This window comes from Pseudomonas sp. M47T1 (genome assembly GCF_000263855.1).
In the GTDB taxonomy this organism is placed as follows: Bacteria; Pseudomonadota; Gammaproteobacteria; order Pseudomonadales; family Pseudomonadaceae; genus Aquipseudomonas.
On record NZ_AJWX01000034.1, the window covers coordinates 18453 to 39852 of the forward strand.

Annotated in this window: 19 protein-coding genes; 10 read left to right on the forward strand and 9 right to left on the reverse strand. The window is 62.5% G+C overall.

Features of this window, described 5'->3' with window-relative positions; genetic code table 11:
- The first annotated feature begins 103 nt into the window (after positions 1-103).
- Positions 104-823 carry a protocatechuate 3,4-dioxygenase subunit beta gene (pcaH, locus tag PMM47T1_RS25695; RefSeq protein WP_008374579.1) on the forward strand — a complete coding sequence of 240 codons (720 nt, stop codon included), beginning with the start codon at positions 104-106 and terminating at the stop codon, positions 821-823.
- A gap of 13 nt (positions 824-836) precedes the next feature.
- Positions 837-1442 carry a protocatechuate 3,4-dioxygenase subunit alpha gene (gene pcaG / locus PMM47T1_RS25700; RefSeq protein WP_008374581.1) on the forward strand — a complete coding sequence of 202 codons (606 nt, stop codon included), beginning with the start codon at positions 837-839 and terminating at the stop codon, positions 1440-1442.
- 153 nt (positions 1443-1595) lie between these two features.
- Here the strand turns inward: pcaG and PMM47T1_RS25705 are convergent, their stop codons facing one another.
- Both PMM47T1_RS25705 and PMM47T1_RS25710 read right to left on the reverse strand, forming a co-directional pair.
- Positions 1596-2417, reverse strand: coding sequence for an aldo/keto reductase (locus PMM47T1_RS25705; protein ID WP_008374583.1), 822 nt, complete (start codon positions 2415-2417; stop codon positions 1596-1598).
- A 32-nt stretch (positions 2418-2449) separates the two neighbouring features.
- A complete protein-coding gene (locus PMM47T1_RS25710) occupies positions 2450-4168 on the reverse strand; it encodes an FAD-dependent oxidoreductase (protein WP_008374585.1) in 1719 nt (572 codons plus the stop codon).
- A gap of 191 nt (positions 4169-4359) precedes the next feature.
- On the opposite strand from PMM47T1_RS25710, the gene PMM47T1_RS25715 reads away from it, so the two are divergent.
- Together PMM47T1_RS25715 and PMM47T1_RS25720 are read left to right on the forward strand one after the other, a co-directional pair.
- The gene (locus tag PMM47T1_RS25715) at positions 4360-5136 is read left to right on the forward strand and encodes an IclR family transcriptional regulator (protein ID WP_008374587.1); all 777 of its coding nucleotides are present in this window, start codon (positions 4360-4362) and stop codon (positions 5134-5136) included.
- Between the two features lie 104 nt (positions 5137-5240).
- Positions 5241-6029: a sugar phosphate isomerase/epimerase family protein gene (locus PMM47T1_RS25720; protein ID WP_043301539.1), complete on the forward strand. Its 789-nt coding sequence runs from the start codon at positions 5241-5243 to the stop codon at positions 6027-6029.
- A 128-nt stretch (positions 6030-6157) separates the two neighbouring features.
- Here PMM47T1_RS25720 and PMM47T1_RS25725 read toward each other — a convergent pair whose 3' ends face one another.
- Positions 6158-7474 carry an MFS transporter gene (locus PMM47T1_RS25725; RefSeq protein ID WP_043301533.1) on the reverse strand — a complete coding sequence of 439 codons (1317 nt, stop codon included), beginning with the start codon at positions 7472-7474 and terminating at the stop codon, positions 6158-6160.
- Positions 7475-7826: 352 nt separating this feature from the next.
- Here PMM47T1_RS25725 and quiC point away from each other — a divergent pair, with 352 nt between their 5' ends.
- Positions 7827-9737 (forward strand): 3-dehydroshikimate dehydratase QuiC, encoded by a 1911-nt coding sequence (gene quiC, locus PMM47T1_RS25730; RefSeq protein WP_008374594.1) that lies wholly within the window; start codon positions 7827-7829, stop codon positions 9735-9737.
- 120 nt (positions 9738-9857) lie between these two features.
- Entirely contained in the window at positions 9858-10520 is a 663-nt protein-coding gene (locus tag PMM47T1_RS25735; RefSeq protein WP_008374596.1) for a TetR/AcrR family transcriptional regulator, read from the forward strand.
- On the opposite strand, the gene PMM47T1_RS25740 is transcribed toward PMM47T1_RS25735, so the two are convergent.
- Genes PMM47T1_RS25740 through PMM47T1_RS25755 form a run of 4 tightly spaced genes read right to left on the reverse strand, consistent with a single transcriptional unit; the run spans position 10447 to position 15100 of the window.
- Positions 10447-12174 (reverse strand): FAD-dependent oxidoreductase, encoded by a 1728-nt coding sequence (locus PMM47T1_RS25740; RefSeq protein WP_008374598.1) that lies wholly within the window; start codon positions 12172-12174, stop codon positions 10447-10449. The genes PMM47T1_RS25735 and PMM47T1_RS25740 overlap by 74 nt on opposite strands.
- 55 nt (positions 12175-12229) lie before the next feature.
- On the reverse strand, positions 12230-12550 hold the full coding sequence (locus tag PMM47T1_RS25745; protein ID WP_008374601.1) for an NIPSNAP family protein: 321 nt from the start codon (positions 12548-12550) through the stop codon (positions 12230-12232).
- A gap of 2 nt (positions 12551-12552) precedes the next feature.
- Entirely contained in the window at positions 12553-14280 is a 1728-nt protein-coding gene (locus PMM47T1_RS25750; protein WP_008374603.1) for an FAD-dependent oxidoreductase, read from the reverse strand.
- A gap of 10 nt (positions 14281-14290) precedes the next feature.
- On the reverse strand, positions 14291-15100 hold the full coding sequence (locus tag PMM47T1_RS25755; protein WP_008374605.1) for a shikimate dehydrogenase family protein: 810 nt from the start codon (positions 15098-15100) through the stop codon (positions 14291-14293).
- Between the two features lie 150 nt (positions 15101-15250).
- Here PMM47T1_RS25755 and PMM47T1_RS25760 point away from each other — a divergent pair, with 150 nt between their 5' ends.
- The gene (locus PMM47T1_RS25760; protein ID WP_008374607.1) at positions 15251-16018 is read left to right on the forward strand and encodes an IclR family transcriptional regulator domain-containing protein; all 768 of its coding nucleotides are present in this window, start codon (positions 15251-15253) and stop codon (positions 16016-16018) included.
- A gap of 118 nt (positions 16019-16136) precedes the next feature.
- Here the strand turns inward: PMM47T1_RS25760 and PMM47T1_RS25765 are convergent, their stop codons facing one another.
- Complete coding sequence (locus PMM47T1_RS25765) at positions 16137-16991, reverse strand: shikimate dehydrogenase (protein ID WP_008374609.1); 855 nt, start codon at positions 16989-16991, stop codon at positions 16137-16139.
- Positions 16992-16996: 5 nt separating this feature from the next.
- Positions 16997-17443, reverse strand: coding sequence for a type II 3-dehydroquinate dehydratase (aroQ, locus tag PMM47T1_RS25770; RefSeq protein WP_008374610.1), 447 nt, complete (start codon positions 17441-17443; stop codon positions 16997-16999).
- Between the two features lie 207 nt (positions 17444-17650).
- On the opposite strand from aroQ, the gene PMM47T1_RS25775 reads away from it, so the two are divergent.
- The 3 genes from PMM47T1_RS25775 to PMM47T1_RS25785 all read left to right on the forward strand — a co-directional run bounded on the left by PMM47T1_RS25775 (position 17651) and on the right by PMM47T1_RS25785 (position 21330).
- Complete coding sequence (locus tag PMM47T1_RS25775) at positions 17651-18145, forward strand: RNA polymerase sigma factor (RefSeq protein WP_008374612.1); 495 nt, start codon at positions 17651-17653, stop codon at positions 18143-18145.
- A 77-nt stretch (positions 18146-18222) separates the two neighbouring features.
- The gene (locus PMM47T1_RS25780; protein WP_008374615.1) at positions 18223-18411 is read left to right on the forward strand and encodes a FecR/PupR family sigma factor regulator; all 189 of its coding nucleotides are present in this window, start codon (positions 18223-18225) and stop codon (positions 18409-18411) included.
- 195 nt (positions 18412-18606) lie between these two features.
- Complete coding sequence (locus PMM47T1_RS25785; RefSeq protein WP_008374618.1) at positions 18607-21330, forward strand: TonB-dependent receptor; 2724 nt, start codon at positions 18607-18609, stop codon at positions 21328-21330.
- The last annotated feature ends 70 nt before the right edge of the window (positions 21331-21400 follow it).

Below are 21400 nucleotides of genomic sequence, written 5' to 3' on the forward strand. Positions count from 1 at the left end.
ATGTATGCAAGTCGACTATTCAATTTTCGATACAGGCAATTTCATTGAGACTAGCCCGAAGCCTGTCCGCAGGACCCAATAAATCAAATAATAGGAGAACGGCATGTCTTCCCAAGACACCAGTCGCTTCGTTATCCGTGATCGTAATTGGCACCCCAAAGCTCTGACCCCCGACTACAAGACCTCGGTGGCGCGTTCGCCACGCCAGGCGCTGGTGAGCATTCCCCAGTCTGCCAGCGAGTCCACCGGTCCTGATTTCTCGCACCTGAAATTCGGCAAGTACGACAACGACCTGCTGCTGAACTTCAACAACGGTGGCCTGCCCATCGGCGAGCGCATCATTCTGGCTGGCCGTGTATGCGACCAGTACGGCAAGCCAATCCCGCACACCCTGGTGGAAATCTGGCAGGCCAATGCCGGCGGCCGTTACCGTCACAAGAACGACCGCTACCTGGCCCCGCTGGACCCTAACTTCGGTGGTGTTGGCCGCATGGTTACCGACAGCGAAGGCTATTTCAACTTCCGCACCATCAAGCCGGGCCCGTACCCATGGCGCAACGGCCCCAACGACTGGCGCCCGGCGCACATCCACGTATCGATCAGCGGCCCGTCGATTTCCACGCGCCTGATCACCCAGCTGTACTTCGAAGGCGACCCGCTGATCCCGATGTGCCCGATCGTCAAGTCGATCGCCGACCCTGAAGCGGTGCAGAGCCTGATCGCCCGGCTCGACATGAACCACGCAAACCCGATGGATTGCCTGGCTTATCGCTTCGACATCGTGCTGCGCGGCCAGCGCAAGACCCACTTCGAAAACTGCTGAGGAGAGCGCCACCATGCCTATTACCCTGCTCAAGGAAACACCTTCGCAGACTGCTGGTCCGTACGTGCACATCGGCCTGGCCCTTTGCGCTGCCGGCAACCCGCCGCGCGACCAGGAAATCTGGAACCAGATGGCCAAGCCCGGTGCCCCTGGCGAGCACATCATCCTGCTGGGCGACGTCTACGACGGCAACGGCCACAAGGTGCGCGACTCGTTCCTGGAGTTCTGGCAGGCTGACGCCAACGGCCACTACGACACCGAGTACAACCTGGAGAAGCCGTTCAACAGCTTCGGCCGTACCGCCACCACCTTCGACGGTGGCGAGTGGGACCTGCACACCATCAAGCCGGGCGTGGTCAAGAACGCCGCCGGCGTGCCCATGGCACCGCACATCAACGTCAGCCTGTTTGCCCGTGGCATCAACATCCACCTGCAAACCCGCCTGTACTTCAGCGACGAAGCCGAGGCCAACGCGAAGGACCCGGTGCTGAACCTGATCGAGCAGCCAGCACGCCGCGAAACCCTGATCGCCACCCGCTGCGAAGTGAACGGCAAGACTGCCTACCGCTTCGACATTCGCATCCAGGGCGAAGGCGAGACTGTGTTCTTCGACTTCTAAGCCTGTTTGCAGCCACAAAAAAACCGCCTTCTGGCGGTTTTTTATTTTAGGGCGATCCCGAAATACCACCATCAGGCCGCCAGGCCGCGTCGGGGCCTCGCCTGAAGGCCGTGGCGCCTGTGACGCGGCCTGCCTGCCGCTGCTACGGGACGCTTAATCCCACTGCGGGGCGAACGGCGGGCTTACCAGGCGCTGGTTTTTCGGCAGCGCGGCAATCACCTTGCGATCTTCATCATCCAGCGGCACCTGCAACGACGCCAGGTTGCTCAGCTGGTTGGCCCTGCTGGCCGCTTTCGGAATGGCCGCAACGCCATCCTGGTCAAGCAGCCACTTCAGCGCCACTTGTGTCGGCAGCACGCCGTGCTTCCTGGCGATGGCTTGCAGCTCGGGGATGTCCGACACGCGGTTGCGCACAATCGGGCTGTAGGCGGTCAAGGCCATGTCGTGCCTGCGCGCCAGTTGCAGCAGTGGCGCCTGGTTCAGGGTGACGTGGTATTCCACCTGCAACACCGACAGCGGCGCGCCCAGTTCTTCCAGTACCTTGGTGAGCAACGGCAGCGGGAAGTTGGCCACGCCTATGTTGCGGGCGCGGCCGTCTTCCTTGAACGACACCAGGGTCTCGATGGTGCGTTCCAGGTCCCAGTCCTTGGTGGGCCAGTGAATCATGAACAGGTCCACGTAGTCGCTTTGCAGCGCTTTGAGGGTGTTGTCGAACGACTGGCGCATATCGGCCGGGGCGAGCTTGTCCCACCACACCTTGCTGGTGACGTGAATCTGCTCGCGCGGCACCGACGACTGCAGCAGGGCCTTGCCCACGGCGTCTTCGTTGTTGTAACCGGCGGCCGTGTCGATATGGCGATAGCCTACCTCCAGGGCCTGGACCACCGCGGCCGTGCATTCCTCGCCGACCATGGGCCAGGTGCCCAGGCCCAGCTTGGGCATGTTCAGCCCCTGACGGTTGGTGATGCTCTGCATGCTCGATCTCCCTGCATTCGTGGTTGAAGTGTTCATTCGTAGGCCGTGACGCCCGCCAGGTGGCGGCCGGCGATGTAGCCAAAGGTGGTGGCCGGCCCCAGGTTGATGCCGCCGGCGGGGTAGTAGCCGCCCATCATGCTGGCCATGTCGGTGCCGGCGGCGTACAGCCCCAGGATGGGTTGGCCGCTGCCATCCAGCACCTGCGCGTGCTGGTTGGTGCGCAGGCCGGCAAAGGTACCAAAGCTGCCCGGGTGTACCTTGACCGCATAGAAGGGGCCCTGTTCGATCGGCGCCACGCAGGGATTTGGCTGGTGCAGGGCATCGCCCTGCTTGCGGTTGTAGGGGGTGTCGCCGCGGCCGAACTCGGGGTCCTGGCCATTGCGCGCGTGGCGGTTGAAGTTATCCACCGTTTGCGTAAGGCCGGCTGGGTCGATGCCACAGGCAATGGCCAACTCTTCGATGCTATTGCCGGTTTTCAGGTAGCCGTTGCTGATCCAGGGTGCCACAGGCAGAGGGAAGGGGCGGGAAATGCCCAGCCCGTAGCGACGCTGGAATCGATGGCTGCAAATCAACCAGGAGGCTACTTCTTCACCCGGAGCGGCATGGACCATGGCATTGGCATAGTCGTAGTAACCGTCTGCCTCGTTGACGAAGCGCTTGCCGTTGGCCAGTACGCCGATAATGCCCGGCTTGCCGCGCTCGATGATGTGCGGAAAGTGGCCGATGCTGCCGTCCCTGTGCGGCACTTTCGACACCGGGCACAAGGCCGCAGCGCACACCAGGTCATCGGCTACCTGGCCGCCGACGCTTTCGCCCAGGCGCAGGCCGTCGCCATTGGCGCCCAGCGGCGGCAGGGCCAGGTGTTCGTGGCCGGTGGGCGTGCGCGGGAACAGCGCCTTGCGCCGTTCGATGTCATTGGGGAAGCCGCCGGCGGCCAGCACCACGCCCTTGCGTGCGCGGATGGCAATGCGGCCCTTGGCCGTCTCGACCACGGCGCCGGCCACGCGGCTGTCCTCGTGGATCAGGCTTTTCGCCGGTGCCGACTCCCACAACAGCACGCCCAGGTCCTCGGCCGATTTGGCCAGCCGCGCCACCAGCGCCACGCCGTTCACCAGGTGCATGGCCCGGCCATGCAGGGCCAGGTCCCACAGGTGACGGCTGACGCGCTTGGTCACGTGCACCAGTGATGTCAACGAGCGGGTCATGGTCAGGAACGCGGTCAGGTCGGCACCGGCCATGATCGGCATGCCCTTGAACGAGGTCTCGGGCATGGTCCGGCGCAGGCGGTTGAGCAGTTTGCCCACCTGGCGTGCGTTGTAAGGCGCGGCAATCACCGAGCGGCCACCGGTACCGGCGCCGGGGGTGTCGCCGTGAATGTCGGCAATGCCATTGCCGTCGCTGAATTGCAGGGCCGTGTGGGTCTCGAAGAACGCCACCATGTTAGGCGCCGCTTCCAGGAAGGCATCGACGATGGCGGCGTTGAACTGCTCGCCCAGTTCATGTTCCAGGTACGTGCGCGGCTGCGACACATCTTCGTGAATGCCGGCGCGTTTGGCCAGCGGGTTGCACGGGGCCCACATCCAGCCACCGGACCAGGCCGTGGCGCCGCCAAACACGTTGTCCTTTTCCACCAGGATGACTGTCTGGCCGTGCCAGGCGGCAGTCACGGCAGCAGCCAGGCCGGCGGCGCCGGAGCCGATCACCAGTACATCGCAGTCCACGGTGGAGTGAAGAGGGGTATCGGCAGGCATCAACGAAGTCTCCGGATAGCGGCTCAGTAGATTGATGGGTTTTGTAGTATTCTGGAACCGCGTTCCATATTCTATGGCCGGCTGACGGCGCCGCCAAGGGGTGGATGGCAAAGTTGGGCGAAGATCGGACAGTGGTTGCGCTTCGTTTCCCCGCGATTAGAATCGCCAGCAATTTCCAAGGACCCGTACCCATGGCCGGCAGTCAGATCGAACGCGCTTTCAGCCTACTCGAAAGCCTCACCAGCGACCCGCGGGGCTTGCCCATGCAGGCCCTGGCCGAGCAGTTGGACATTCCCAAGAGCGCCACCCACCGCATGCTGGGTGAGTTGATGCGCCTGGGTTACGTGCGCCAGAACCCCGACAACAGCCGTTATCACTTGTCCACCAAGCTGGTGGCCATGGGCTTTCGCTACCTGGCCAGCAGCGGTGCCGACATCGTGCAGCCTATCTTGGATCGGCTGGCGCAGGAAACCGGTGAGTTGGTGCGGCTGGGCGTGATCGATGGCGAACGCCAGACCTGGATCGCCAAGGCGCAGGGCGCCCGTTCCGGCCTGCGCTATGACCCGGAAATGGGCCAGGAAGCGCCGTTGTTCTACACCGCTTCGGGCCACGCCTGGCTGGCCAGCATGAGCGATGCCCAGGCGCTGGCGCTGGTGGAGCGCCAGGGCATTGCCAGCCCGTCGAACCTGGGCCCTAACGCGCCCACGTCCAACACCCAGTTGCTGGCCTGCCTGGAGCAGACCCGCCAGCGCGGCTATTCGCTGGTGATGGAAAGTTCGGCGGTGGGCACCTCGGCCATCGCCGCCGTGGTATGCAGGCCCCAGGACGGCCGGGTAGTGGGCGTGCTGAGCGTGGCCGGGCCTACCGCGCGACTGAGTGAGGCGCGTTTGCAGGAATTGTCGGTGGTGCTGCTGGCAGCGGCCGATGAACTGTCCAGCGCCTGCCCGGCTTCGGAATTGTTCAGCTAGCCCCGGCGGCGGCGACAGGATTTTGCCTCTTGCGTAAAAGTGGAACTGGGTTCTAAATATTCAAATCCAGATCCAGCCAAGAGGTTCCCCCTGTGCAACGCATCATGTCCCTGGCCGCCCTCACGGTCCTCGAGCTGTCTCCGCCCGATATGGTCGAAGTCGCCGCCCGCGCTGGCTACAGCCATGTTGGCCTGCGTACCGAGCCTGCCACCCCCGAGGAGTACCACTTCGCGCTGGTGCGCGATGCCGAGTTGCGCCGCCAGACGGCCGCGCACCTGCGTGACACCGGCATCAAGGTGTTGGACATCGAGATCCTGCGCCTGAAGCCTGATACCCGCGTGGCTGATTTCGACGTACACCTGGCCGTGGGCGCCGAGTTTGGCGCCACTGAACTGCTGGTGGCCGGCAACGACCCGGACGAAGCGCGCCTGACCGACAATTTCGCCGCCCTGTGCGACCTGGCCAAGCGCTACAACATTCGCCCGCACCTGGAGTTCATGCCTTGGACCGATGCGAAAAACCTCTCCCAGGCCATGCGCATCGTCGAGGCGGCGGGGCGGGACAATGGGTGCGTGCTGGTGGATGCCTTCCACTTCGACCGCTCGGCCTCGCGCCTGGAAGACCTGCGCACGCTGTCTCCTTCGCGCATGCACTATGCACAGCTGTGCGACGTGGCCGGGCCACGGCCTGACGACATGGCCGAGATCCTGCGCCAGGCGCGCAACGAGCGGCGCTTTCCGGGGGACGGTGATTGCGATTTGCACGGGCTGCTGCGCGCGTTGCCAGCCGGCCTGCCGCTGAGCCTGGAGATCCCGACCCGCGATGGCCGCAGCGCGGAGGAGCGCGCAAAGATGGCGCTGGACAAGACCCTGGCGCTGCTCGCGAGCCTTTGACGGCCTGGACAGAGTGTGTGGGAGCGGGCTCTGCCCGCGAAACGGTCACCGCTGTGTATCAAGTAGATAGCGATGTCTGCTTTGCGGGCAGAGCCCGCTCCCACAGTAGGTTGTGTGGTAACCCGCGGTCAGTCGACCAGCGGCACCTTGCGCGGGGCCATCAGGTACAACCAGGCCAGGGCAATGAAGTACATGCCCGGGATAATCATGAACAGCACGTGATAGTTGTTGTTCGTCGCCGTCAGGATGTAACCCACGATCTGCGTCATGAACATCCCGCCCACGGCCGCGCACATGCCGCCAAAGCCGAACACCGTGCTCATCATGTGCTTGGGCGTGTAGTCCATCACCACCGCCCAGATGTTCGCGGTCCAGGCCTGGTGCGCGGCGATGGCCAGTGAAATCGCCAACACCGCCACCCACAGGTTGCTGGCGCCGGCCGCGCCGATCACGGCGATGATGCACAGGGCGAACAGCAGCATGGAAGTCAGGCGCGCCTTGACCGGCGACACGCCCCGGCCAATCAGGAAGGACGACAGGATACCGCCGCCAACGCTGCCGAAGTCGGCGCTCAGGTAGATGATGATCAACGGGATGCCCATCTGGGTCACGTTGATGCCCAACTGGTATTGCTGGTTCAGAAACGGCGGCAGCCAGTACAGATAGAACCAGAACACCGGCGCCGTCAGCGCGTTGGCCACGGCATAGGCCCAGGTACCACGCATGCGCAGGATGCGGTGGAAGGGCACGGTGCTCTGTTCAGGCTCGGGCTCGCCCTGAATGTAATCCAGCTCGCTTTGCTTCACCCGCGGGTGATCTTCGGGGTTGTAGTACTTCAGGCCCCAGAGCACGGTCCAGGTCAGGCCCAGGCACGCCATGCAGATGAACGCAGCCTGCCAGCCCCACACGGCGAGGATCAACGGCAGCATCACCGGGGTAATCATGGCTCCGACGTTGGTACCGGCGTTGAAAATGCCGGTGGACACGGCGCGTTCGCCAGCCGGGAACCACAGGCGGGTAGTCTTCACGCACGCCGGGTAGTTGGCGGCCTCGGTCATGCCCAGAATGAATCGGCATACCATGAAGCCCACGGCGGATGTCGCCAGGCCGTGCAGGCCCGTGGCCAGGCTCCACAGCAGTACCGCGCAGAAGAACACGCGCTTGACGCCGACCTTGTCGATCAACCGGCCTTGCAGCACGTAGCCGATGGCGTAGCCCACCTGGAACCAGAAGTTGATGTTGGCGTAGTCCATCGCCGTCCAGCTCATTTCCTTGGCCAGGATAGGCTGCATCACGCCCAGGGCGGCGCGGTCGATGTAGTTCAGGGTGGTGGCGAAGAACACCAGGGCCAACATGCCCCAGCGGGTTTTGCCGACGGCCAGGGCACCGCGGATTTTCTCGCCCATGCTGACGTGGCGAGGGGCAAGAGCATTTACAGCGTGCATGGTAGTTACCCGATTCTTGACATTTTTATGGAGTAGCGCAGCGCTGGTGTTCTCTGGGTCTGAGAAAACCAGTTTCACTCGTCAGTTGGCTTTTGGCCGTAGGACGGACTTCAATGAGGGGTGGGGATGTTGGCCATTGCTCGAAAAATCGTCAATTGAACCGGCCGGTTTTCGGTCGATAATCGCACACAAAACTAACTGGTTCGTACGCGCTGAAATTGCGGTATAAATTAGCTTCCAAGAATTCTTTCAACCCGCCGCAGGTGTGCTTGACGCCCTGTAGCGGACACCGGTTAGCTGCCGAAATTGTGCACCCGAGGGTGCCCATGCAGCAGCCCCATGGAGCTGAAACATGCATCGTTCGATTGCCACCGTCTCCCTGAGCGGTACCCTGCCGGAAAAACTCGAAGCCATCGCCGCCGCGGGCTTCGACGGCGTCGAGATCTTCGAAAACGACCTGCTTTACTATGACGGCAGCCCCCGTGAGATCCGCCAGATGTGCGCTGATCTGGGCATCGCCATCACCCTGTTCCAACCCTTCCGCGACTTCGAAGGCTGCCGCCGCGACCGCCTGGCACGCAACATCGAACGCGCCGAGCGCAAATTCGACCTGATGCAGGAACTGGGCACCGACCTGGTACTGGTTTGCAGCAACGCCTCTGCCGACTCGGTGGGCGACCGCCAGATCCTGATCGACGACCTGCACCTGCTGGCCGAACACGCTGGCAAGCGCGACCTGCGCATTGGCTACGAAGCCCTGGCCTGGGGTAAGCACGTCAACACCTACCAGCAGGTGTGGGACATCGTCAAAGCCGCCGACCACCCCAACCTGGGCGTGTTGCTGGACAGCTTCCACACCCTGTCGCTGAAGGGCGACCCGGCGGCTATCGCCGACATCCCCGGCGACAAGATCTTCTTCGTGCAAATGGCCGACGCGCCCATCCTGAACATGGACGTGCTGGAGTGGAGCCGCCACTTCCGCTGTTTCCCTGGCCAGGGCGAGTTCGACCTGCCGGGCTTCCTGGCGCCTATCATCAAGTCGGGCTATACCGGCCCGCTGTCGCTGGAAATCTTCAACGATGGCTTCCGCGCCGCGCCGCCACGTGCCAATGCCGCCGACGGCCTGCGCTCGCTGCTGTACCTTGAAGAGAAAACCCGCAAGCTGCTGGAAAAGGAAAACACCCCGGTCCCGAATCTGGACATCCTGTTCTCGCCGCCTGAGGCCGCCCCGTACGACGGCATCGAATTCCTTGAATTCGCCGTCGACGAGGCCCAGGGCGCCAAGCTTGCCAACTGGCTGGAGCAACTGGGCTTCGCCAAGGCTGGCCAGCATAAGTCCAAGGCCGTGAGCCTGATGCGTCAGGGCGACATCAACCTGATCCTAAACTCGGAGCCATACTCGTTCGCCCACAACTTCTTTGAGTCCCATGGCCCATCGCTGTGCGCCACGGCCATTCGCGTGAAAGACAGCGCCAAGGCGCTGGAGCGGGCAGTGGCCTACAAGGGCCAGCCGTTCCGTGGCCTGGTAGGCCCCAACGAGCGCGAACTGGCCGCCGTGCGCGCCCCTGATGGCAGCCTGATCTACCTGGTGGACCAGGACGACCAGGGCCGCACCATCTATGACACCGACTTCAGTGTGCAGGACGTCAAGCCCAGCGCTCTGGGCCTCAAGCGTATCGACCACATGGCCATGGCCCTGCCGCCGGACAACCTGGACAACTGGACGCTGTTCTACAAGAGCCTGCTGGACTTCACCGCCGACGACGAAGTGGTGCTGCCCGATCCTTACGGCCTGGTGAAAAGCCGCGCCGTGCGCAGCCGCGACAGCTCGATCCGCTTGCCGCTGAACATCTCGGAAAACCGCAACACGGCGATTTCCCACGCGTTGTCTACCTACCGTGGGTCGGGCGTGCACCACATCGCCTTCGATTGCGACGACATCTTCGCGGCCGTGACCAAGGCCAAGGAATCGGGGCTGGCGCTGCTGGACATCCCGCTCAACTACTACGATGACCTGGCCGCGCGCTTCGATTTCGATGACGAATTCCTCAGCGAGCTGGCGTATTACAACGTGCTCTACGACCGTGATGCCAACGGTGGCGAGCTGTTCCACGTGTACACCGAACCCTTCGAAGACCGCTTCTTCTTCGAAATCATCCAGCGTCGCAATGGTTATGCCGGCTACGGGGCGGCGAACGTGGCGGTGCGCCTGGCAGCCATGGCCAAGGCGCGCAGCAAGGGTGTCCGCCACGCCAAACTGTAACCATTTTTAAAAAGTGGCAAGCCTTTGGTTGTATACAAAGGCTTGCAGGCTTCCTTCGCCGCGCTGGCCGCTCCATAATTGCCGCTGTTTAACGATGGCCGTGAGCCCAGAATGACAACAATGACAGAAAGCTCCGTGGACGCTGCCCAAGCGCCGCCACGCAAGAGCCGCAAGAACAACCCCGAGAAAACCCGCGAGAACATTCTCCAGGCGGCAATCGCCGAGTTCGTCCAGCAAGGCCTGGCGGGTGCACGGGTGGACGCTATTGCCGAGCGTACGCAAACCTCCAAGCGCATGATCTACTACTACTTCGGCAGCAAGGAACAGTTGTACGTCGAGGTGCTGGAAAAACTCTACGGCGACATCCGCAGCACCGAGGTAGACCTGCACCTGGGCGAGTTGGAGCCGCGCGAGGGTATTCGCCGCCTGGTGGAGTTCACCTTCGATCACCACGACCGCAACGTCGACTTCGTGCGCATCGTCTGTAACGAAAACATGCACAAGGGCGAGTACATCAAGCAATCCTCGGCGATTCGCGCGATGAACAAGACCGTGCTGCATGCCTTGGACGAAGTGCTGGAGCGTGGCGCCAAGGCCGGCCTGTTCCGTCAGGGGCTGGCTGCGCTGGACGTGCATTTGCTGATCAGCTCGTTCTGCTTCTACCGCGTGTCCAACAAGCACACCTTCGGTGAAATCTTCCAGATCGACTTCAGTGAGGAAGCGCACAAGGTGCGTCATCGCGAGATGATCGTGGAAACGGTGCTGCGTTTCCTGCAGCCCTGATCGGTTGTTCGGCCAGGCTCAGGCCTGCCAGGTAACCGAATGTCAGCGCCGGCCCCAGGGTGATGCCACCACTGGGGTAATGGCCGCCCATGATACTGGACATGTCATTGCCCACGGCATGCAGCCCCTCGATGACCTCGGCGTTTGCGTCCAGCACCCGGGCGTGGCAGTCAGTGGCAAGGCCGCTGAACGTGCCCAGGCTTCCCGGTTCCAGTTTCACCGCATAGAACGGCCCCTTGCGCAGCTCGCCCAATGACGGATTGGGGTTATGCAGCGCTTCACCCTGGGCGCGGTTATAGGCCGATTCGCCGCGCTGGAACTCATCATCCCTGCCGTGTCGCGCGCCTGCGTTGAAGTGATCCACCGTGCGCTTCAGTTGGTTGGCATTGATGCCGCAGCGCTCGGCCAGTTCGCTCAATGTGCGGCCCTTCATCAGGTAACCCTGGCGGCGCAAGCGCCAGGTGGGCAGCGGAAACGGGCGCGCAGCCCCCAGGCCATAGCGGCGTTGGGCCTTGTGGTCGCAGATCAGCCAGCAGTGGGGCTGGCGGTCGCCGGGGGCGGCGGCGAACAACGCCTGCATGAAATCATGGTAAGAGTCGGCTTCGTTGGTAAACCGTTTACCGTCGTCGCGCACGGCGATGAAGCCGGGCTTGGCGCGGTCCATCAGGTGGGGAAAAGCGCTGCCCTGCACCTTCGACACAGGGGCCCAGGCTGCGCAATGGGCCAGGGCTGGCATCACTGCACCCATCTGTTCGCCCAATCGCAAGCCGTCACCGGTATTTTCGGCTGGCGCCGCCGACAGGTAGTTGTCATGGTGGGACAGGGCGGCCATGCGCGCGGGGTCATGGGCAAAGCCGCCAGCGGCCAGTACTACCCCGCACCGCGCGCGAAGTGCCCCTGTGGATAACTTCGCGCCTACCACGCGCTGGCCTTCGCGCAGCAACGCCAGCGCCGGCGTACCCACTCGCAGTTCGACGTTCAGGTCCAGCGCACTGCGCAGCAGCCGCGCCACCAGGGCATTGCCGTTGACCAAATGCAGCCCGCGCCCCTGCAGCAGGCGGTCGCGCCAATGGCGCAGCAGGCGCCCCGCCACGTAAAACGCCGAGCGCGGCGAGCGCGTGGCGTTGAAGAAGTGCGCCAGGTCGGCGCCGCCGGCAATGCCCATGCCGCCCAGGCTGATCAGATCGAGGGGTGGTCGCAGTTTGTTGAGCCAGTTACCCAGCTGTCGGCCGTCAAACGGCTGTGCGCACAAGGATCGGCCACCCGTGGCCGCGCCAGGTGAAGCGTGCATGTCGGGCATATGGCTGCCGGAGTAGAACTGCACCTGGGTATGCTGTTGGAAGAAGTCCACCATCTGTGGCGCCTGTTGCAGGTAGGTCTGCAGGCGCTCGTCCAGCACAGGGGTGAGCAATTCGTGACGCAGGTAGTTTTCCACCGCGCCGGGTGTCTCCACTTGGCCGTCGGCCACCGCCAGCGGGTTGCCAGGCACCCACAGCCAGCCGCCGGACCAGGCGCTGGTGCCGCCCAGTTGGTGATGCTTTTCGGCTACGATCACCTTCAGCCCATGGTGCGCGGCGGTCACGGCAGCGGCCAGCCCCGAGGCCCCCGAACCTATGACCAATACATCGCAGTCGTAAAACTTGGAAGCGTTCATGGCAGCCCTTTCATGGGGTGTTATCAACTCGCGATGCAGGCCGCGCGAGTTTCAGTTATTTCAGCGGTGAAAACGCCGTAGGCCGCATCATCCGCGACTCCAACTTCACCACCGCATCCAGCTCCTTGTTCTTGCGGCTGAACTCCATCCACCGGCTGTCGGCGGCCATGGCCGTGCGGCGGGCCATGCGATCGTCCAGGCTATTCCACGCCCAGATGTGCACCACTTGGTTGACGTCACCGATCTCGGTGGTGAAAAAGCCGATCAACTGGCCCAGGTGCTCGGTTTGCACCGCCAACGCATCGCTTTGATACAGGGCCAGCCAGTCGGCCAGTTTGGTGGGTTTCAGGGTGTAGGTGCGCAGTTCGTAGAACATGTTCAAGCCTCGGTGGTGGCGTGGGTGCCGGCGCGCAAGCGCTCGGCAATATGGGTGGCAGCGATGTAGCCGAAGGTCAGGCCCGGGCCGATGGTGATGCCGGGGCCGGGGTAGGTACCGTCCATGATCGAGTTCATGTCATTGCCGGCGGCGTACAGCCCGGGAATGGGCTGGCCCTGCCCGTCGACCACATTGGCGTTGGCATCCGTGACCAGCCCGCGAGCCGAGCCCAGGTCGCCGGTTTCGACACGAATGGCATACCACGGTGCGCGAGTCAGCGGCGCCAGGCACGGATTGGGCGTGTGATGGGGGTCGCCCAGGGAGCGGTTATAGCTGTTGCCGCCCTTGTTGAACTGGCTGTCGGCGCCCGTCAACGCGTCGGCATTGTGCTGGCGCAGGGTGGCGGCCAGGCCCTTGGGGTCGATGCCGAGCAGGTGTGCCAACTGCTCCGGGCTGTCGGCGCGCATTAGGTAGCCGGCCTCGATCAAGGCGCCGTTATCCACAGGCTTGGGCCGTGCCAGGCCCATGCCGTAGGCGTTCAACGCCTGGGCATCGGTGATCAGCCAGCATGGCGCGTTGCCTTCGGCCTGCATGGCCTGGACAAAGCAGTGATAGGAGTTGGCTTCGTTGACGAAGCGCTGGCCGGCACGGTTTACCGCGATGATGCCCGGCTTGGCGCGGTCGGTGACCAGGTGCGGGAAGCGTTCGAGTTCACCGTTGGGGCGCAGCAGCTGCGACACCGGTGCCCAGAAGAAATCGGCCGCCAGCCCTTCGCCCAGGCGTGCGCCGGCGGCCGTGGCCAACGCCAGGCTGTCGCCGTTGTTGTTGGGCGGTGACATGCTCAAGTGGCCGCTGCCCGTACCTGGCCGTCGTTGCCCGGCATCGGTGGCGGCGGCAAAACCGCCAGCGGCGCAGACCACGCCGCCGCAGGCCTGAACACGCAGGGTTTGCCCGTTGTAGCGAATGGTCAGGCCGGTAATGGCGCCGTTTTCGCTGATCAGTGACTGAGTTTCCGCGCTCAGCCACAGCTGCACGCCTTTCTCGAAGGCCGTGGTGGCCAGGCGGGCGATCAATGCGTTGCCCACGGTCAGCCGAGTGCCCCGCGTGTAGCGCAGGCGGTCGCAACCGTAGCGGGCCATCAGTTTCACGCAATGCCACAGTGAACGAGGCGAGCGGCGCAAGCTGAGGAAGTGCTGGATATCCACGCGGTTCACCATCATGCCGCCGAACAGCAGCATGCCTGGCGGCGGTGTGCGCAGGTGTTTGAACGCCGCCCCCAGGCGCCGACCGTCGTACTCCACCATTTCCAGTGCGCGGCCGCTGTCAGTGGCACCGGGCTCGTCGGGGTAGTAGTCGGGCGAGAAGGGCCGCAGGGCGTATTTCAGTTCGCTGTGGCTTTCCAGGTAGCGCAGGGCCTCGGCGCCGCGCGCAAGGTAGGCGTCCACCAGGTCGGCGCGGTAACCCTTGCCGATGGTGGTCTTGAGGTAGGTGCGCACGGCGTCGGGGCTGTCCTGCACCCCGGCGGCGCGGGCCTGGTCGGTACCGTAGACCCATACCGCGCCGCCGGAAATGGCCGAGGTGCCGCCGAAGGTATCGGCTTTTTCCACCACCAGCACGCTCAGGCCTCGGCAAGCGGCCGTGGTGGCCGCAGCGAAACCGGCGGCGCCGCTGCCCAGCACCACCAGGTCAAAATGGTGGGTCCAGCCTTGGGGTTGCATGGCTGCATTCATGACGGGCTCCTCAGGCGTCTTCCGGTGTCACGCCCATGAAGGCACCGAGGTTGCCCATCTGTGCCCGGGCCATTTCGGGGCCGGTCTGGATACGGCAACCGTGGCGCTGGGCATGGGCCAGCAGCGGGGTGATGTGGGGCGAGGTCACCACATCGGCCACCAGGGTGTGGGGGCGCAAGGTGGCCAATGGGGCCAGCGCCAGCGGCACCTGCCCGGTGTCGCCCATGCCCACCGGGGTGGCGTTGACCACCAGGTCGAAGGCGCTCAGGTCAGTGTAGGTGGTCTGCACGTCCAGCCCGGGAAATGCCTTGGCCAGCACGCCGCGCAGCGCCTCGACCTGAGCCTGGCGCACGTCGGCAATCACCAGTTGTTGCAGGCCGGCTTCGCCCAGGGCGTAGGCAATGGCCGCGCCCACCCCACCGGCGCCCACCACCAGGGCACGCTTGCCGGCCGGCTGGAAGTCGTGGGCGGCAGCGGCCTTTAGAAAACCGGTACCGTCCAGGTGGTCGCCCACCAGGCGGCCGTCGGTGTCGCGGCGGATCACGTTGACCATGCCCAGCGCTGCGGAACGCTGGGTCAATTCATCGAGTAGCGGTGCCACCGTCTGCTTGTAGGGCACGGTCACCACGCAGCCGCGCAGGTTGTTCCAGCCTCGCAGCGTGGCGATGAAGGCCGGCAGCGCCTGGGCGCTCATGTCCACGGGCAGCATGGCGATGTCGTGGTCGTGCTCGGCGAACCAGCGGTTGAAGTTTTCCGGGGATTTAACCTGGGCGATAGGGGTGCCAAGAATGGCCACCAGTTGCGTAGAGCCGCCAATCATGTCGATCTCCTGGACCGTTCACTGTTGTTGTGGACCCATGGTGCGGCGGCCAGCCGTGAGCCACAACGTGGCTGTTGGCGGTTTTGGTTGTTAATCGCGGGCGCACTGCGATAATCGCAGTGAACCTGGAATTTGCCTGGCGGTGCCTTGATGAAACAACCGACCATTCACGACCGCGACCTGATTGCCGGCCTGCAAAAGGGCCTGGCGCTGGTGCAACTGTTCAGCGAAGACAACCCGCGCCTCACCGTGCCGCTGGCGGCCAGCCTGTCGGGCCTGACCCAGAGTGCCGCGCGGCGCTTTCTGCTGACCTTGGTGCACGAGCGTTTCGTGGAAACCGATGGCCGCCAGTACTGGCTGACTGCCAAGGCCCTGCGCATAGGCCAGGCGTACGTGGATTCGGCGCAGTTGCCGCGCATGTTGCGGCCCATTGTCGAGCAGGTGGCGCGTACCACTCAGGAGCACGTGTCAGTGGGTGTGCGAGATGGCGATGACATCATTCACGTGGTGCGCAGCCGTTACAGCCACGTGTCGTCACTGTCCATCCGTCCGGGTTCGCGGCTGCCGTTGTACTGCACGGCCAGCGGCCGTGTCTGGCTGGCGGCGCTGGAGGCACAGGAGCTGGCCGAGTATCTGCAAGGCGTGGAACTGCGTGCGCTGACGCCGTATACCCGCACCAGCGTGGCGGCATTGGAAGAGGAATTGACGCGGGTGCACGAGCAGGGCTTTTGCTGCGTGGATCAGGAATACGAAGTGGGCATGGCGGTATTGAGCGTGCCCCTGCGTGACCGCAAGGGCGAGCTCAAGGCATCGCTGTCGATCACCACCCAGGTGGCGCGGCTGAGCACCCAGGTCATGCAGCAGCGCTACCTGCCGGCGCTCTACGAAGCCCAGGCGCTGCTGCGCCCGGTGCTGTGAACCTGCCACAGAACCTTGCAGGAGCGGACCCTGTCCGCGAAGGCCGCGCATTCACATAACGCGGCGCCTGGTTCGCGAGCATGGCCCGCTCCTACAGGTATCGTGTGATCCTGGTGCGTTACATGCTGTTGAAATGCGCCGTCATGCGATCGGCATCCGGCACGATGTCGCTGAACAGTTCGAACGCCTTCACTGCCTGGAACACGGCCATGGTGCCGCCATCCAGGGTGCGGGCACCCAGGGCGCGAGCGGTGCGCAGCAGTTCGGTTTCCAGCGGGAAGTAGACGATTTCCGCGACCCACAGGTCTTTGCGCAGCAGTTCTGCCGGCACAGGCATGCCCGGCAGCTTGGCCATGCCCATCGGCGTGGTGTTGACCATGCCGTCGGCTTCGTTCATGGCCGCGGCCAGGTTACTGCCGGCGCGGGCGCGGTTGCCGGGGAAGTGCTGGTTGAGGTTGTCGGCCAGTTCCTGGGCGCGGGTAGCGTCCACGTCGAAGAGGGTCAACTGCTGCACACCTTCAATCAGCAGCGCATGGGCCACGGCCGCACCGGCACCGCCGGCACCCATTTGCACCACGCGCTGGCGTGCGGCGCCGTCCATGCCACGGCGGAAGCCTTCGGCAAAGCCCAGGCAGTCGGTGTTGTGGCCGACACGCTTGCCGTCCTTGAGCACCACGGTGTTCACCGCGCCAATGCCACGCGCCTCGGGCGACAGGTCATCGAGCAGCGGGATGATCGCCTGCTTGCACGGGAACGTGATGTTCAGGCCGGTGTAGGCCATGCGCTGCGCGGCGGTCAGCAGTTCTTCCAGGTGGCTGGTGTCGAGCTTGAGCTGGTCCAGGTCGATCAACCGGTACAGGTAGTTGATGTCCTGGGCGGCGCCTTCGCGCTCGTGCAGGGCAGGGGTGCGGGAAGCCTGGATGCCAGCGCCGATCAGGCCGGCCAAGACGCTGGTTTTCTTGTTCTGGGACATGCGAGTTAACCCTTTTTATTCAACAGGTGGCCGACGTGTTCAAGCGCCAACCGATAACCATGGGTGCCAAAGCCACACAGTACCGCCACGGCCATGCCGGAGATGTAGCTGTGATGACGGAACGATTCGCGCGCGTGCACATTGCTGATGTGCACCTCGATCACCGGTACATCGCTGGCGGTCAGGGCATCGCGAATGGCAATGGAAGTGTGGGTCCAGGCACCCGGGTTGATGACGATCGCTGCGCAGCGACCGCGGGCCTGGTGTATCCAGTCAATGGCTTCGCCTTCATGGTTGCTCTGGCGAAACTCGACCACAAGGTCATGTTCAACGGCAGTGCGGGCACACAGGGCGCAGACGTCGGCGAGGGTTTCGTGGCCATAGGTGGCAGGTTCACGAGTGCCCAGCATATTGAGGTTCGGGCCGTTAAGCACCAGTACGGTACGGCTCATGGAGACTCTCCCTTGTTATTTTTGGTGTGAGGCTATGGAGCGAGGGTGCCTATAAATTGTACTAACCGGTTAATTTGGTCAAATTAATTTGCGTGAATGGTCGGTCATCGCGCGCAATCGACGTCGTCAACATACTGTTACATTTGATAATGTTTCTCGATAAGCCCTAAGATGCCGCCCTCACGCTTCACACTCCAGGGAATCGGTGTGTCTGAAAAGGAACTCACGGGCCTGTTTCTTGGCCACGCCCGCGCCTTGCGCGGTTACCTGGCAAAGCGCCTGGCAGACCCCCAATTGGCGGCAGACCTGGTGCAGGAAAGTTTTCTGCGCCTGGCCGAACAGCAGCGCCAGGGCAAGGTTGAGCATTGCGCGGGTTACCTTTACCAAATTGCTCGCAACCTGCTGGTGGACCACCTGCGTCAGCAAGCGCGGCGCAACACCCATTCGGTGCCCCCCGAAGCGCTGACCGGCTTGGAAGACCCCAGCGCCTGTGTGGAATTGCTGGCCATGGCCGAGCAGCAGCGCCAGAGCCTGCGCCACGCCATGGCAAGCCTGCCACCGCGGACCCGCGAGGTGCTGCGACTCAACCGCCTGGAGGGCCTGACCCACGCAGAGGTCGCGTGCAAATTGGAAATTTCCGACAGCAGCGTACAGAAGCATCTGGCAAAGGGGCTGGCAATAATCATGCAGCGTTTGCAGTAAAACTGTGGGAAATGGACTACGACAAAGCGGGGGGATGGGTGGCATAGTAGGGGCATAACGCACTGTCGAGCCTTGTCGTGAACCCACCGCCGCTGCCCCCACATTTGATTGAAACCGCCGCCCAGTGGCTTGTTCGCCAGGAGGCAGGCGAACTTAGCCTGATCGAAAAGGCCGAATTGGCCCACTGGTTGGCCCAAGACCCGCGCCACAGCGAAGCGCTGGCCTTCGCTCGCCACACCTGGGCTGCGCTCGCCAGCCTGGCCTGACGCCCCTCCATCGCCCGCCGTCTTACGCCGACCGTTGTAGCCGCTGCCGCCCGGCTGAGCTGGCCCTCACGTTCACTGAAGATCTTCAGCGGCTACAGCCAGCTTCAAAAATAATTTACTGAGTTTGCCCCCGTTCAGCGTCTTGCTACTGAGATCAGTTCTCATCACAAGAAACTGCCAACAAAGGGAAACGCAATGAATGTCACCCAACGCAAGGCAACCCCGGTCACCCGGCGGCTGGCGCTTGCCATTCACATGGGGCTGTTCGCGCTGCTGGCCGGGGAAGGGCTGGCGTTTGCGGATGAGCGTCGCAATGCTGCTGGCCAGTCACGCACGACAACCTTCGATATCCCCGCGCAACCCCTGCAACAGGCCATCGAGCAGTTCACCCGGCGCACCGGCCTTGCGCTGCTGTACGACAACCGGCTGCTGTCTGGCCTGCGCAGCTCCGTGCTCAAGGGCAACTACAGCCCCGAAGCCGCCTTGGATGTGCTGTTCGGCGACCACCCGCTGATCCATCGGCGCAACGAGGAAGGCCTTATTGTCCTGATGCCACGCCCCGGTGCCGACGACGCTGGCGCCCTTGAACTGGACATGATCGACATCAACGCCGAGGTCGACACCGCCAAGGCGGGCGACTGGGTGTACCAGCAGCCGCGCGGGGTATCGCACATCACCCGCAAAATGATCGACGACCGCCCCCCGCGCCACGCCGCCGACATGCTTGAGGAAACCACCGGCGTCTACACCGCCGTCAACCAGCGCGACCCTGGCCTGTCGGTGAACATCCGCGGCATCCAGGACTACGGCCGGGTGAATATGAACATCGATGGCATGCGCCAGAACTTCAACGTCAGCGGCCACCAGCAGCGCAACGGCGTCATTCTGGTAGACCCGGAAATGATCGCCGGCATCGACATCGAAAAAGGCACCCAGGCCGGGCAGGGCGGCGCAGGCGTGTTGGGCGGCATCGCCACCTTTCGAACCTTCGATGCGCGGGATTTTCTCCAGGACGGCAAGGACGTGGGCGGCCGGGTGCGGGTAGGGCACGGTATCGGCAAGTTGAGCAATGGCACGCACTTCAATGGCAGTGGGTTGCTGGCCATTGGGGATGAGCGCGGGGATATCTTGTTGGGGGTGAGTGAGCGGCGGTTTGGGGATTACAAAGCGGGGAATAATAATGATAAGAGATTGGGGGCAAAGCTGTTTAACCGGCACTTCCCAGAGCCGCGATATAAAAAGGCCGTACAGGACTGGTTGGCGGCGGACACTGAATTTATGGATGGAACCACTCGCTCGCACTTAATAAAGTTTGGACTCAACCTGCCCAATCACCAGCGCGTGCAAGCGAGTTACTTGCAAACCGGTGCGGACGGCTCCACCGCCGGGGCAGAGGTTCAAGGTGGGTTTAAAGGGTATGTGCTTAGAGCCCGAGACCGAATGCATGCCCAGAATTACGCACTCGACTACAGTTACCAACCAGACGATCCGTGGGTCGACTTCAAGGCGAAATCGTACGTTGTCAATAATACGCTCGATCGTTGGAGTGCGGGGCGCGCGGCTTCAAAGTATTCTGGTAACTATGTCGCGCCATTTGATAGTCAATACAATACTGTAACCTGGGGCCTTCAGGCGGAAAATACCGCACGTATTGATCACGGTGCCTGGGGGCGTTCCACGTGGTCTGCGGGTGGTGAGTTTTTTAAAGACTCCTTCGAACCGAAAACGGATTGGAAGCCCTCGGAAAATCAATCCAGCACCCCCGTTATCATAGGCGCCACTCCGCAAGGGAGTCGTTATATGGCCAGCATCTTCAATAAACTGACGTATGAGTACGGTGATTGGCTGACCATGGACGGCGGGCTGCGCTACGACTATTACAGAACGTATGGGGAACTGCATGCAACACTCAACCAATTCCCCCCAAACGGTATCCATAAGTTTATAAAGAGGGAGGTCGAACATCGTTACAAGGTTAACCTCCAGGAAGGCCACTGGTCACCCAATTTCGGCGTGGGAATTAAACCTGGGGTCGATTGGGCCCAAGTTTACGGGCGCTGGGGGAAGGGCTGGCGGCCACCTAGCGTCACAGAGGCATTCATGACTGGCAGCCCTCACGTTGGCAGCGGCAGTGCTTTATTGTTTCCAAATCCAGCGCTGAAGCCCGAGTCGTCAAAGAATTGGGAGCTGGGTCTGAATATATTTAAAGAGGGGGTGCTGTTTGCCAATGATCGATTTGCTGCGAAGGTCAGTTATTTTGACAGTAGTATCGATGACATGATGTTCATGATGATTGGCGTGGCACCTCCACGGACGGATGTTCATGCTAGTGCTACTAATCTGGCTAACGTTAATAATCTGAAACAACTGCGGCTGCGCGGTGTTGAATACCAGCTTGAATACGATATTGAACGAGTTTATGCTGGTTTCACTTACACGAAGATGATCGGTAAAAACGATTTTTGCGGCTACGATCATTATTTAGGTGGCGCTACCAAGCGGCGTTCAAAAGGCAAGGGCCTTTATGAATGGGCAGACGATAGCCGGGCAAATGGCATGGTGTCATGTGGTGGGATTATCGGCAGCATGTCCTACCGCCCCGCAGACAGAGGGTCAGTCACTATTGGCTCCAGATGGCTGGATCGCAGTTTGGATCTTGGAGTTAGAGTCAGGTACAGCGCCGGTTTAGGGAACGACCTGGACGAAAATGTAAGGCGTGAGCGATTTGATTTCTCTGCGTGGCCATCGTATACGGCCTATGACGTTTACGGTAGTTATAAAGTGAACAAGCAGGTTGAGTTAATGCTTGCGTTGGAAAATGCGACGAATGAGGCGTACATAGTTCCAAAGGGGGATTTTGAGAATCTCGCTGTGGCGCGGGGGCGCACGTTGACCGGGACCATTCAATACACGTTCTAAGTTTGAAGCTGATTCGGTATCAGGTCTTTGCCCAATGAAGGGCGAACAGGTGACGGCCTATTCCGTCAAA